A 13,127-nucleotide genomic window follows, 5' to 3' on the forward strand; every position below is an offset into this window, starting at 1 on the left:
CGGCGCCGGCAAGTCCACCCTGCTGCGGCTGCTCACCAAGCAGGAGGACCCCGACGACGGTCGGGTGACCCACCGCCGTGACCTGCGCGTGCTCTGGCTGCCCCAGCAGCTCACCCTCGCCCCCGAGGCCACCGTCCGGGACGTGGTGCTCGGCACCGCCTGGCTCGCCGAGGGCATGGGCGCCGAGCACGAGTGGGCCGGCGACGCCGGGGTGCGGGCCATCCTCGACGGCCTCGGCATGCCGCACCTCGGCCTCGACCAGCCGGTCGGCCCGATGTCCGGTGGCGAACGACGCCGGGTGGCGCTCGCCGCGCTGCTCGTCCGCGACTCCGACCTGCTCATCCTCGACGAGCCCACCAACCACCTGGACGTCGGCGGTGTCGACTGGCTGGCCCGGCACCTGGTCGGCCGCAAGGGCGCCCTGGTCGTGGTCACCCACGACCGGTGGTTCCTGGACGCGGTCTGCACCACCACCTGGGAGGTCGCCGACCAGACCGTCCGCGCCTACGAGGGTGGCTTCGCTGCCTGGACCCTCGCCCGCGCCGAACGCGAGCGGGTCGCCGCCGCCACCGAGGCCCGCCGGCAGAACCTGCTCCGCAAGGAGATCGCCTGGCTGCGCCGTGGGCCGCCCGCCCGGACCTCCAAGCCGCAGTTCCGCATCGACGCCGCGAACGCGTTGATCGCCGACGTGCCGCCGGCCCGCGACACCATGTCGTTGCAGCGCATGGCCACCTCCCGGCTGGGCAAGCAGGTGTACGACCTGGAGAACGTCGAGCTGCACGCCGGCCCGAAGGAGATCCTGCGCGACGTCACCTGGCTGGTCGGCCCCGGCGACCGGATCGCCATCCTCGGTGCCAACGGCGCCGGCAAGACCACGCTGCTGCGGATGCTCGCCGGCATCACCCGCCCCGATGGTGGCCGCCTCGGCACCGGCTCCACCGTGCGGCCCGCGTTCCTCTCCCAGGAGCTCACCGAGCTGCCCGGGCACCTGCGGGTGCTGGAAGCGGTGGAGGAGGTCGCCCGCCGGGTCCAACTCGGGGACCGGGAGGTCTCCGCCGCGCAGCTTGCCGAGGTGTTCGGCTTCGACGACCGCCGGCTCTGGACCCCGGTCAGTGACCTCTCCGGGGGGGAACGCCGCCGGTTGCAGATGCTGCGGCTGCTGGCCGGCGAGCCCAACGTGCTGCTCTTCGACGAGCCCACCAACGACCTGGACACGGACACCCTCGCCTCGCTGGAGGACCTGCTCGACTCGTGGCCCGGCACGATCATCGTGGCCAGCCATGACCGTTACCTGATCGAGCGGGTCACCGACACGGCGTACGGGATGTTCGGCGACGGTCGGCTGGTGCACCTGCCGGGCGGCGTGGACGAGTACCTCGCGCGGACCGCCGAACGAGCCGGCTCTTCCCGGGCGGGCGTCACCTCGACCTCCGCGCCCGCTGCTCCCTCGGGAGGCGGCATGTCCGCCGCCGACGTCCGCCAGGCCCGCAAGGAGCTGACCCGGCTGGAGCGGCAGCTCGGCAAGCTCGACCAGCGCGAGACCACGCTGCTCGACCAGCTCGCGGCGGACGCCACCGACTACGCCCGGGTCGCCGAGTTGGACACCCAGCTCAAGGATCTCCGCGCCGAGCGGGAGCGGATCGAGGATAGCTGGATGACCCTCGCCGAGGACCTGCCCGAGAGCTGACCGGCCGGGCGCGCCGGCCCGGGCCCCGTGTGCGGCGTCACACCACCACATGCGAGACAATCGTCGGCGACACCTACCCCACGGCGTTGGAGACACAGACATGGCACACACCCCCGTCAACCACCCCGCGCGGCCGATCTACCGGGCGATCGGCGGGCTGACCGGTCTGTACCTGGTCGTCTTCGGTGTGCTCGGCATCATCGCGAGCACCGGCAACGAGATCCTCGCCCAGGACGACACCCGGGTCCTCGGTCAGGGCACGAACCTCGGCTTCTCGCTGCTGAGCGTGCTGCTCGGGATCGTCGTGCTGGTCGGTACGGCGCTCGGCCGCAACATCGACGTGGCGATCAACCAGTGGCTGGCGTACAGCCTCATGATGGTCAGCCTGGCCGGTCTCGCCTTCATCCGGACCGACGCCAACATCTTCAACTTCAGCATCGCCACCGTGATCGTGGTGATGACGGCCGCCCTGGTGCTGCTCATGGTCGGCATGTACGGCAAGGTCGGCACGGAGGACGAGGCCGAGGCGTTCCAGAAGGCTCGTCTCGTTCTCTGAGTTCTTGCGGTTGGGGCCGTGGGTTCTCGCCGGAGCCCGAGCTGCTCCGGGCGGTCAGGCTTGATCCCTGCGCAGCTCGGGCTCCGGCGAAAACCTGACCTGGCCCAGCCTCTCGGCGGACCGCGTCGGCATTGTGGTTTTCCGGACAGTTGGCTCTGCTCTGGGCGACAATTCCCCTGAAACGGTCACTTCAGGGGGTCTGGGCATGCCGCATTTTCCGGTTAACCATCCGGCACGGCCGCTCTACCGGGTCCTCTCCGGGCTGATCGGCGTCTACATCCTGGTCTTCGGCGTCTGGGGCGTCGCCGAGACGATCGGTGACCCGCTCTTTGCCCGCAGCAGCACCTGGGCCCTCGGGCTCCGGACCAACCTGGCCTTCTCGCTCGCCTCGGTGATCTTCGGGATCGTCCTGATCATCGGGGCCTCGCGGCGCAGCAACCTCGGCCACTACATGAACCTCACCGCCGGCGTGGTGTTCCTGGTGACCAGCATCCTGATGATGTCGGTGCTGCAGACCGAGGCGAACTTCCTCAACTTCTCGATGTCGACAGTGGTCGTGTCGATGCTGTTCGGCCTGATCCTGCTCGGCACCGGTCTCTACGACAAGGTCGGTCCACCGGAATCCGCCGAGGCGGAGTTGGAGCACCGCAAGCACCCGGTGGCCGACGTGCACCGCCGCTGATCGGGTCAGTGACGCCGCGCGGTGATCAGCGTCGGCTTCGCCTCCAGGTGCGACAACCCGTTCCAGGCCAGGTTGACGAGGTGCGCCGCCACCGTCTCCTTGCGCGGCTTACGCACCTCCAACCACCAGCGGCCGGTCAACGCCACCATGCCGACCAGCGCCTGCGAGTACAGCTCGGCGAGCTTCGGGTCGTACCCGCGGCTCTTGTACTCGGCGCCCAGGATGTGCTCGACCTGGTGCGCCACATCGTTCATGACGCTGCTGAAGGTGGCCGTGCCGGACATCAGCGGCGACTCGCGGACCAGCACCCGGAAGCCGCTGGTCTCCTCCTCGATGTAGGTCAGCAGGGCCAGCGCCGCCTGTTCCAGCAGCTCCCGCGGATGCCCGGCGGTCAACGCCGTGGTGATCCGGTCCAGCAGGGCCCGGACCTCCCGGTCCACCACCACCGCGTAGAGCCCTTCCTTGCCACCGAAGTGCTCGTACACCACCGGCTTGGAGACCTTGGCGCGGGCCGCCACCTCCTCGATGGAGGTGGCGTCGAAACCACGCTCGGCGAAGAGTTGCCGGCCGGTGGCGATCAACTGCTCCCGTCGCTGGGCGGCCGACATGCGGACCCGGGAGGGCGCCTTGGCCTTCGGTGCCGCCACTGGCGTCACCCGTCGGTCGCCGACCCCCGCCCCCGCGTCGTCGTTGACCTCAGGCATGTCGCCACCTTGCTGGCGCTCGGTGACGCCCTGCCGTCGAATGGTTCCTCCGCTGTGCCCGTTCACGTCGTCGCCTCACTGTCGGGCGGTCCGACCACCCTGCCGCGCCGTTCGACCGTACCCGGATCCGGCCCGGCCCCCCGTCCGCCGAGCCGTCCGGTCCCCCCGCATGGCTCGGTCATCCGGCCATCCTGCCAGGCGGCATCCCCGGGCACCGCCCGGTTTCAGCGGGGTGCGACCGGCTTCACCAGCTTGGCGGCGAGGCGCTCCGGCTTTGGCCAGCGCACCTGCGTCGCCGCGCCGACCTTCTCGAACAACCAGATCACCCGGGCGGAGATGTCCACCTGACCGCGCAGCACGCCGTGCCGGGCGCTGGTCGGGTCGGCGTGGTGCAGGTTGTGCCAGCTCTCGCCGAACGACAGGATCGCCAGCGGCCAGAAGTTCGACGCTCGGTCGCCCTGACGCATCGCGAACGGACGCTCGCCGTAGACGTGGCACACCGAGTTGATCGCCCAGGTGACGTGGTGCAGGAGGCCGATCCGGACCAGCCCGGCCCAGAAGAACGCGGTAAGCGCACCCTGCCAGGACCAGGTCACCAGGCCGCCGATCAGCGCCGGGCCGAGCAGCGAGATGGCCACCAGCGCGGGGAAGAGCCGATCGACCCGGCTGATGTCCCGGTCGGCGATGAGATCCGGTGCGAAACGCTCGCGGTTGGACAGCTCCCGGCGGAACAGCCACCCGACGTGGGCGTGGAACAGGCCCCGGGTCAACGCCCAGAAGCTGGTGCCGAAGCGCCACGGCGAGTGCGGGTCACCCTCCAGGTCGGAGAAGGCGTGGTGCCGCCGGTGGTCGGCGACCCACTGAATGATCTCGCCCTGCACCGCCAGCGAACCCGCGACCGCCAGCGTCACCCGCAGCCACCGCTTGGCCTTGAACGAGCCATGCGTGAAGTAGCGGTGGAAGCCGACGGTGATGCCGAGCCCGGAGACGACGTACCAGACCAGGCCGATGATCACGTCGGACCAGCCCAGCCAGCCGCCCCAGGCCATTGGCACGGCGACCAGCAGGGCGACGAAGGGGATCACCACGAAAGCCCAGAGGGCGGCCAGGATGCCGGAGGACTGGCTGCCGTCGGTGAGTGGCTTGGGGCCGGGGCCGGCGGTGTTGGGATCGAGCAGAGCAGTGGACATGGGACCTCGCAGGGGGATGGTAACGATCACGAAGCTACGCCTACGTCACCGTAACTTACGGCACCGTAGATCGCACGGGGAAGTTTCGAATCGTCCTCGCGTAACCGCCCAAAGTCGCAGGTCAACCACCCTGGCGGTGGGCGCCTGACCGGTCCGGGAATCGGGGCGGCCGGGGGGCGGGTCGTCTACCCCGGGACGTCGACGGCGCCGAGCGCCGGCGGCACGGCGGGATGAGCGCTGGCGTCCGCCGGCCGGGGCGCTAAGGTGTAGCGGCGGGATGTCCATCCCTCGTGCGACGTGCCCACGTCGCTGATCGGCCGTGGTGTAATTGGCAACACCCGGGTCTTTGGTACCCGTATTTCAGGTTCGAACCCTGGCGGCCGAGCTGCCCACCTACGCCCGTTTTAGGGTCCGGTGGGGGTAAGAGGGGAACGCGCCGGGCGCCGCGGCTAGCATGGCCGCGAGAGTGTCCGCCGTCCCGACGGGAGCCACGTCGTGCCCCAGCCCCACCTCCGTACCGTCGTCGTACTTGCCGCCGGTGAGGGCAAGCGGATGAAGTCGACACTGCCCAAGGTGCTGCACCCCCTGCTCGGTCGGACGCTCCTCGGCCACGTGCTGAGCGCCGCCGCCCCGCTCGGCGCGGACCGCACCGTCGTGGTGGTGGGGCACGGCGCCGACCAGGTCCGGAAGCACCTGTCCGAGGTCGCCCCGGACGCCACCCCCGTGCTGCAGGCCGAGCAGCTCGGCACCGGGCACGCCGTGCGGATCGCGCTGGAGGCCGTACCGGACGGCGCCGGCACCGTCGTGGTGATCAACGGGGACGTGCCACTGCTGCGCCCGGAGACGGTGGGCGCGCTGGTGACCGCCCACGAGGAGGCCGCCGCCGCGGCCACCGTGCTGGCCGCCGAGGTGCCCGACCCGACCGGCCTCGGCCGGATCGTCCGGGACGCCGACGGCCGCCTGGAGCGGATCGTCGAGGAACGCGACGCCGACGCGACGCAGCGCGCGATCCGGGAGATCAACGCCGGCATCTACGCGTTCGACGCGGTGCGGCTGCGCGAGGCGCTGGGCAAGCTCTCCACCGACAACGACCAGGGCGAGGAGTACCTGACCGACGTCTTCGGCCTGCTCCGCTCGGCCGGTGAGCCGGTGGCGGTGCACGTCGCCCAGGACCACGTCGAGACGTTGGGCTGCAACGACCGGGTGGAGCTGGCGGCGCTGCGCGGGCTGCTGCGCGACCGGATCAACGAGGCGTGGATGCGCACCGGGGTGAGCCTGCTCGACCCCGCCACCACCTGGATCGACGTGACGGTCGCGCTGGACCGGGACGCGGTTGTCGACCAGAACACCCAGTTGCGCGGCGGCACGGTGGTCGGCGCGGGCGCGCTGATCGGGCCGGACGTCACCCTGATCGACACCATCGTCGGCCCCGCCGCGTCGGTGATCCGCAGCCACGCCGTCGGCGCCGAGGTGGGCGCGGGCGCGACCGTCGGGCCGTACGCGTACCTGCGGCCGGCCGCCCAGTTGGCCGAGAAGGCAAAGGTCGGCACGTTCGTCGAGGTGAAGAACTCCCAGATCGGCGCCGGCTCGAAGGTGCCGCACCTGACGTACGTCGGCGACGCGACGATCGGCGAGCAGACCAACATCGGCGCCGCGTCGGTCTTCGTGAACTACGACGGGGTGAACAAGCACCGCACGGTGATCGGCAACCACGCGCGGACCGGTGCGGACAACATGTTCGTGGCGCCGGTCGAGGTGGGCGACGGGGCGTACACGGCGGCTGGTTCGGTGATCGTCGACGACGTGCCGGCAGGTGCGATGGGTGTCGCCCGGGCGCGCCAGCGCAACATCGAGGGCTGGGTGGTCATGCGGCGCCCCGGCACCGCCGCGGCGGAGGCTGCGCAGCGGGCCGGCGACGCGAAGGGTGCGTCGGGGGTGGCCGGCGCCGCAAGCGACAGTGAGGCAATGCACGGGGCGGCCGAGACGGTGGGCGGCACATCCGGCGCGGGAGATACTGCAACCGAATAGTCCCTGACCCACCACCACCGGGTCGGGTACCGCCGACATAACGGGAGCAGACGGGCCCATGGGCAGCATCGTCGCCGAAAACCGCAAAAGCCTGATGCTCTTTTCCGGACGTGGCTTTCCGGAGTTGGCCAAGGAGATCGGCGAGGTGCTCGGCGTCGCGCCGACCCCGGCCGACGCGTACGAGTTCGCCAACGGCGAGATCTTCGTACGGTTCAAGGACTCGGTACGTGGTTCGGACGCCTTCGTGGTGCAGTCCGTCACGCACGGGGTGAACACCTGGGTCATGGAGACCCTGATCATGGTGGACGCGCTGAAGCGGGGGTCGGCCAAGCGGATCACCGTGGTGCTGCCGTTCTACCCGTACGCCCGCCAGGACAAGAAGCACCGCGGCCGGGAGCCGATCTCGGCCCGCCTGGTGGCGGACCTGCTGAAGACCGCCGGCGCGAACCGCATCCTCACCGTCGACCTGCACACCGCGCAGATCCAGGGCTTCTTCGACGGCCCGGTGGACCACCTCTTCGCGATGGACATCCTGGCCGAGTACGTGGAGCACAAGTACGCCGGCCGGCCGATGACCGTGGTGGCACCGGATTCGGGCCGGGTGCGGGTGGCCGAGCGGTGGACCGACCGGCTGGGCGGCTGCCCGCTGGCGTTCATCCACAAGACCCGCGACCCGATGAAGCCGAACCAGGTCGTGGCGAACCGGGTGGTCGGCGAGGTGGAGGGCCGGGTCTGCCTGATCGTCGACGACATGATCGACACCGGGGGCACCATCGCCAAGGCCGCCGACATCCTGAAGGAGTCGGGCGCGGCGGAGATCGTGGTCGCGTCCACCCACGCGCTGCTGTCCGACCCGGCCACCGAGCGGCTGAAGAACAGCTCGATCAGCGAGATCGTGGTGACGAACACCCTGCCGCTCCCGCCGGAGAAGCAGTTGGACAAGCTCACCGTGCTGTCGATCGCGCCGCTGCTGGCGCGGGCGATCCGGGAGGTCTTCGACGACGGCTCGGTGACCACCCTCTTCGGTGGCCTGAGCTGAGCCTGAGCCCCGTTTCCGCCAGTCGACACGCTGGCGGGGGCGGGGCTGGCAAACTGGCGGAAACGGGGCCGGCACGCTGGTGGGAGCACCACCGACGCGCCGGTCTTGAGCCGTGAACGGGGACTGCCGGAAACCCTGGAAACAGCTCGGGTAGACTGGTGCGGTTGCCACGGCGAGGGTGCCCGGCGGGCCGCTGAAAAGCGCCGCACGGAGGCACCGTCATCGACGCGGTGCTCCGGGCAGTCGTTCATGACGCATGAGCCCCAGCGAGCCCCTCGCCCCAGCACCGTTAGACGACAAGCCGCCGCAGCGAAAAGCATCAGGAGTTTCCCCGTGTCCGAGGTAAAGATCAGCGCCGAGCCCCGTACCGAGTTCGGCAAGGGTGGTGCCCGCCGTACCCGCCGGGCCGGCAAGGTGCCCGCCGTGCTGTACGGCCACGGCGAGAAGCCCAAGCACATCGCGCTGCCGTCGCGGGAGTTCGCCGCCGCGATCCGCAAGGGCGGTGCCAACCAGCTCTTCGCGATCGACATCACCGACGGCACCCAGGTGCTGGCGCTGCCGAAGGCGATCCAGCGTGACCCGATCCGCGACACCTTCGAGCACGTCGACCTGATCCTGGTTCGCCGGGGCGAGAAGGTCACCGTCGACGTTCCGGTCCAGCTGACCGGCGAGGCCGCACGGGACACCCTGATCGTGCACGACCACGACACCCTCTCGGTGACCGCGGACGCCACCAAGGTTCCGGACCACCTCGACGCGTCGATCGAGGGCCTGGAGGCGGGCACCCTGGTGACCGCCGGTGACGTCGAGCTGCCGGCCGGCGTCGAGCTGGCCGTCGACTCGGAGCTGACCGTCGCGTCGATCACCGCCGCCCCGACCGCCGAGCAGCTCGAGGCGACGCTGCCCGAGGTCGAGACCGCCACCGACGAGGCCGAGGCCGAGGTCGGCGAGACCACCGAGGGCTCCGAGGGCGCGGACGCCGCCGAGGGCGCCGAGACGACCGAGGCGCGCACCGAGGCCTGATCGGTTCGTACTGTGCGACAGGCGTCCCCGGATGTTCGGGGGCGCCTGTCGGCATATCGGGAGTCGGCTGGGATGGGCGTCGGAAGGGACGGGTCGTGACGGACGAGGCGGGGCCGTGGCTGGTGGTCGGCCTGGGCAACCCAGGCCGGGAGTACGCCGGGAACCGGCACAACGTCGGGTTCATGGTGGCCGAGCTGCTGGCCGGGCGGGTGAGTGCGCGTTTCGGCCGGCACAAGCGGGCGGTGGCCGATGTGGCCGAGGCGCGGCTGGGGTTCGGTGGGCCGAAGCTGGTGCTGGTGAAGCCACTGACGTACATGAACCTGTCCGGCGGGCCGGTCGCGGCGTTGGCGCAGTTCTACAAGGTGCCGACGACGCAGGTGATCGCGGTGCATGACGAGCTGGACATCGACTTCGGTCAGGTGCGGATCAAGTTCGGCGGCGGCGAGGGCGGGCACAACGGCCTGCGCTCGATGTCGAAGTCGTTGGGGACGAAGGACTACGCCCGGGTGCGGTTCGGCGTCGGCCGCCCGCCGGGGCGGCAGGATCCGGCGGATTACGTGCTGTCGGATTTTGGCGCGGCCGAGCGCAAGGAGCTGGATTTCCTGGTGGACCGGGCCGCCGACGTGGTGGAGTCGGTGATCACCAAGGGCGTGGAGCCGACCCAGAACCTCTACCACGGCAGCTGAGCCGGGCGGGGCGTACCCGAATCGGAAACGGCGGGCCGGTAGTCTGCGCCTTTCGGCGTGCCGCGACCGGCGACGCGAGTCGCGGCGGATCGGGCCCGTGCGGGCAGCGCGGCGAGGCGACGGGAGCGGACAGATGAGCAGTCCTCCGATGATCGATGGCGCGTTTGCCCGATGGTTGGCGTCCCGGGCCGGGCAGGCGCTGCTCGACCTGCGTACGGAGATGGGTTTCGCCGACACCGGCGCGCTGAAGTCGGCCGGTGACAAGGTGTCGCACGACCTGATCCGCACGGAGTTGGCGAAGTGGCGTCCCAATGACGCGGTGCTCTCCGAGGAGGACGAGGGTTCGCGGTTGGCCTGGGCCGCGGAGGTGAACACCGGAGCGGTGTCGCGGTTGACCGCGGACCGGGTGTGGATCGTCGACCCGTTGGACGGCACCCGGGAGTTCTCCGAGGAGGGCCGCTCGGACTGGGCGGTGCACGTGGCACTCTGGGCGCGCAGCGCGCCGAGCCCGCACGGGCTGGTCGCCGGGGCGGTGGGGTTGCCGGCGCAGCACCGGGTGCTGGGCACGGACTACCCGCCGGCGTACCCGCCGATGACGGTGGAGGCGGCGACAGCCGGCGAGCGGAAGATCCGTTTGGCGGCGAGCCGGAGCCGGCCGCCGGTCTTCCTGACCGACCTGGCCGAGGACGTCGGGGCGCACCTGGTGCCGATGGGCTCGGCCGGAGCGAAGATCGCCGCCGTGGTCACCGGCGAGGTGGACGCGTACATCCACGCAGGTGGGCAGTACGAGTGGGACTCGGCGGCCCCGATCGCTGTGGCGACGGCCACCGGACTGCACGCTTCCCGGATCGACGGTTCTGCGCTGAAATACAACGAGGCGGATCCGCGCCTGCCCGACCTCCTGGTCTGTCGCAAGGATCTCGCCACCCGGTTGCTTGCAGCGCTGCAGAGACATTCCGGGTAACCTGAGCGGACTTTCTTGACATGCCCGACCGGAAAGGTCTGGAAATCGGATGAGCGAGCGAATCGAGCCGGTGTCATGACCTCCCCCGCGGCGTACCAGGTCTCCCACCTGGACGCCCTGGAAGCGGAGAGCATCTTCGTGATGCGCGAGGTGGTCGCCGAGATGGAACGCCCGGTGCTGCTCTTCTCCGGTGGCAAGGACTCGATCGTCATGCTGCGGTTGGCGCAGAAGGCGTTCGCCCCGGCCAACGTCCCCTTCCCGGTCATGCACATCGACACCGGGCACAACTTCCCCGAGGTCCTGGAATACCGCGACCAACGCGTCGCCGAGCTGGGGTTGCAGCTCGTGGTGGCGAGCGTGCCGGAGGCCCTGGCCAGCGGCATGGTCCGGGAGTCCGCGGACGGCATGCGCAACCGGATCCAGACACCGGTGCTACTGGACGCGGTGGAGAAGCACCGCTTCGACGCGCTGTTCGGTGGCGCCCGCCGGGACGAGGAGAAGGCCCGGGCCAAGGAGCGGGTGTTCAGCTTCCGCGACGAGTTCGGCCAGTGGGACCCGAAGAACCAGCGGCCCGAGCTGTGGTCGCTGTACAACGGCCGGCACCACCCGGGCGAGTCGATCCGGGTCTTCCCGCTGTCCAACTGGACCGAGCTGGACGTCTGGCACTACATCGCCCGGGAACGCATCCCGCTGCCCTCGATCTACTACGCGCACGAGCGCGAGGTGATCGAGCGGGACGGCATGTTCTACGCCGTCAACGAGTTCTTCCGCCCCCGTGCGGGCGAGGAGCGGTTCAAGGCGCAGGTGCGCTACCGCACCGTCGGCGACGCCTCCTGCACCGCCGCGGTCCGTTCCGACGCGGACACCGTGGAGAAGGTCATCGAGGAGGTGGCGGCCACCCGGATCACCGAGCGCGGCGCCACCCGTGGTGACGACCGGGTCAGTGAGGCCGCCATGGAGGACCGCAAGCGGGAGGGCTACTTCTGATGAGCACCGAGATCCTGGCACCGGCCTCCGAGGCACGGGCGATGGACCTGCTGCGGTTCGCCACCGCCGGCAGCGTGGACGACGGCAAGTCGACCCTGATCGGGCGGCTGCTCTACGACACCAAGTCGCTCTTCACCGACCAGTTGGCCGCCGTGGAGGCGGTCAGCGCGGCCCGCGGTGACGAATACACCAACCTGGCGTTGCTCACCGACGGCCTGCGTGCCGAGCGGGAACAGGGCATCACCATCGACGTGGCGTACCGGTACTTCGCCACCCCCCGGCGCAAGTTCATCATCGCCGACACCCCGGGCCACATCCAGTACACCCGCAACATGGTCACCGGGGCCTCGACGGCGGACCTGGCGTTGATCCTGGTGGACGCGCGCAAGGGCCTCGTCGAGCAGTCCCGCCGGCACGCGTTCCTCTGCTCCCTGCTGCGGGTGCCGCACCTGGTCCTCTGTGTCAACAAGATGGACCTGGTCGACTGGTCGCAGGAGGTCTACGAGCGGATCGCCGACGAGTTCACCGCGTTCGCGGCGAAGCTCGACGCACCGGACCTGACCGTGGTGCCGATCTCCGCGTTGCGCGGCGACAACATCGTCACCCGGTCGGACAACATGCCCTGGTACGAGGGTCCGTCGCTGCTGCACCACCTGGAGCGGGTGCACATCGCCAGCGACCGCAACCTGGTCGACGTCCGGTTCCCGGTGCAGTACGTGATCCGCCCGCAGTCCACCACCATCACCGACTACCGCGGCTACGCCGGTCAGGTCGCCTCCGGCGTACTGAAGCCGGGCGACGAGGTGATGGTGCTGCCCTCCGGCTTCACCAGCCGGATCGCCGCCGTGGAGACCGCCGACGGGCCGGTCCCGGAGGCGTTCCCGCCGATGTCGGTGACGGTACGACTGGCCGACGAGCTCGACATCTCCCGCGGTGACCTGATCTGCCGGCCGAACAACGCACCGGCGGTGGCCCAGGACATCGAGGCGATGGTCTGCTGGATGGACGAGACGGCCCCCCTGCGCGTCGGCGGCCGGTACGCGATCAAGCACACCACCCGGTCGGCTCGGGCGATCGTGCGCGGGCTGCACTACCGGCTGGACATCAACTCGCTGCACCGCGACGAGTCGGCTGACGAACTGCGGCTCAACGAGATCGGCCGGGTGCGACTGCGTACGACGGTGCCGCTGCTGGCCGACGAGTACCGCCGCAACCGCACCACCGGCGGCTTCGTCATCATCGACGAGGCGACCAACCGCACCGTCGGCGCCGCCATGATCGTCGAAGCCGGCTAACCCCACCCACCCACCCACCCATCGCCCTGTTGATCAAGAGGTTTCGGTCACCCAGGAGATCGAAAATGACGCGAACCTCTTGATCAACCAGGAGGGGGTGGGGGTGGGGTGGGGGGTGAGAGGATGGGGGGTGGGCTGTAGGTGGCGTCTTCGGGGTGGGCGGTTACCACCTTGGTGATGCGGCTTGTTACCGATGCTACGTGGGCTTGGGCGGAACGCACGAGGTCTTGACGGTGCGCCGACAGGTTCGCGATGTCGGAGAGGAACAGTCCAGGTCGACCCGCCG

At 70.2% G+C, this 13,127-nt stretch carries 12 protein-coding genes and 1 tRNA gene; 11 read left to right on the plus strand and 2 right to left on the minus strand.

What is annotated here, in order from left to right; all coding sequences use genetic code 11:
* From PSH25_RS13725 to PSH25_RS13735, 3 genes are all read left to right on the plus strand, one after another.
* Positions 1 to 1,687: ABC-F family ATP-binding cassette domain-containing protein (locus tag PSH25_RS13725; RefSeq protein ID WP_238659466.1), on the plus strand; the 1,687-nt coding region annotated here is incomplete at its 5' end.
* A gap of 100 nt (positions 1,688 to 1,787) precedes the next feature.
* Positions 1,788 to 2,243 (plus strand): DUF4383 domain-containing protein, encoded by a 456-nt coding sequence (locus PSH25_RS13730; RefSeq protein WP_238659467.1) that lies wholly within the window; start codon positions 1,788 to 1,790, stop codon positions 2,241 to 2,243.
* 205 nt (positions 2,244 to 2,448) lie between these two features.
* Positions 2,449 to 2,925, plus strand: coding sequence for a DUF4383 domain-containing protein (locus tag PSH25_RS13735; protein WP_238659468.1), 477 nt, complete (start codon positions 2,449 to 2,451; stop codon positions 2,923 to 2,925).
* Positions 2,926 to 2,930: 5 nt separating this feature from the next.
* On the opposite strand, the gene PSH25_RS13740 is transcribed toward PSH25_RS13735, so the two are convergent.
* Both PSH25_RS13740 and PSH25_RS13745 read right to left on the minus strand, forming a co-directional pair.
* The gene (locus tag PSH25_RS13740; protein ID WP_238659469.1) at positions 2,931 to 3,629 is read right to left on the minus strand and encodes a TetR/AcrR family transcriptional regulator; all 699 of its coding nucleotides are present in this window, start codon (positions 3,627 to 3,629) and stop codon (positions 2,931 to 2,933) included.
* A 224-nt stretch (positions 3,630 to 3,853) separates the two neighbouring features.
* Positions 3,854 to 4,819, minus strand: coding sequence for an acyl-CoA desaturase (locus PSH25_RS13745; RefSeq protein WP_238659470.1), 966 nt, complete (start codon positions 4,817 to 4,819; stop codon positions 3,854 to 3,856).
* A 313-nt stretch (positions 4,820 to 5,132) separates the two neighbouring features.
* Between PSH25_RS13745 and PSH25_RS13750 the strand changes: the two genes are divergently transcribed.
* From PSH25_RS13750 to PSH25_RS13785, 8 genes are all read left to right on the plus strand, one after another.
* Positions 5,133 to 5,204, plus strand: a tRNA-Gln gene (locus PSH25_RS13750).
* Positions 5,205 to 5,314: 110 nt separating this feature from the next.
* Entirely contained in the window at positions 5,315 to 6,847 is a 1,533-nt protein-coding gene (glmU, locus tag PSH25_RS13755; protein WP_308193666.1) for a bifunctional UDP-N-acetylglucosamine diphosphorylase/glucosamine-1-phosphate N-acetyltransferase GlmU, read from the plus strand.
* A 58-nt stretch (positions 6,848 to 6,905) separates the two neighbouring features.
* Positions 6,906 to 7,886 (plus strand): ribose-phosphate diphosphokinase, encoded by a 981-nt coding sequence (locus PSH25_RS13760; RefSeq protein WP_030329105.1) that lies wholly within the window; start codon positions 6,906 to 6,908, stop codon positions 7,884 to 7,886.
* Between the two features lie 333 nt (positions 7,887 to 8,219).
* Positions 8,220 to 8,909 carry a 50S ribosomal protein L25/general stress protein Ctc gene (locus PSH25_RS13765; protein ID WP_238659471.1) on the plus strand — a complete coding sequence of 230 codons (690 nt, stop codon included), beginning with the start codon at positions 8,220 to 8,222 and terminating at the stop codon, positions 8,907 to 8,909.
* Between the two features lie 95 nt (positions 8,910 to 9,004).
* Positions 9,005 to 9,595 (plus strand): aminoacyl-tRNA hydrolase, encoded by a 591-nt coding sequence (pth, locus tag PSH25_RS13770; RefSeq protein WP_238659472.1) that lies wholly within the window; start codon positions 9,005 to 9,007, stop codon positions 9,593 to 9,595.
* A 133-nt stretch (positions 9,596 to 9,728) separates the two neighbouring features.
* Positions 9,729 to 10,559, plus strand: coding sequence for a 3'(2'),5'-bisphosphate nucleotidase CysQ (locus tag PSH25_RS13775; RefSeq protein WP_238659473.1), 831 nt, complete (start codon positions 9,729 to 9,731; stop codon positions 10,557 to 10,559).
* Between the two features lie 75 nt (positions 10,560 to 10,634).
* A complete protein-coding gene (gene cysD / locus PSH25_RS13780) occupies positions 10,635 to 11,546 on the plus strand; it encodes a sulfate adenylyltransferase subunit CysD (RefSeq protein WP_238659474.1) in 912 nt (303 codons plus the stop codon).
* A complete protein-coding gene (locus tag PSH25_RS13785; protein ID WP_238659475.1) occupies positions 11,546 to 12,841 on the plus strand; it encodes a sulfate adenylyltransferase subunit 1 in 1,296 nt (431 codons plus the stop codon). Before cysD ends, PSH25_RS13785 begins: the two co-directional genes overlap by 1 nt.
* Positions 12,842 to 13,127: the final 286 nt, after the last annotated feature.

The sequence above is a fragment of the Micromonospora foliorum genome (genome assembly GCF_022229015.1).
Taxonomy (GTDB): Bacteria; Actinomycetota; Actinomycetes; order Mycobacteriales; family Micromonosporaceae; genus Micromonospora; species Micromonospora foliorum.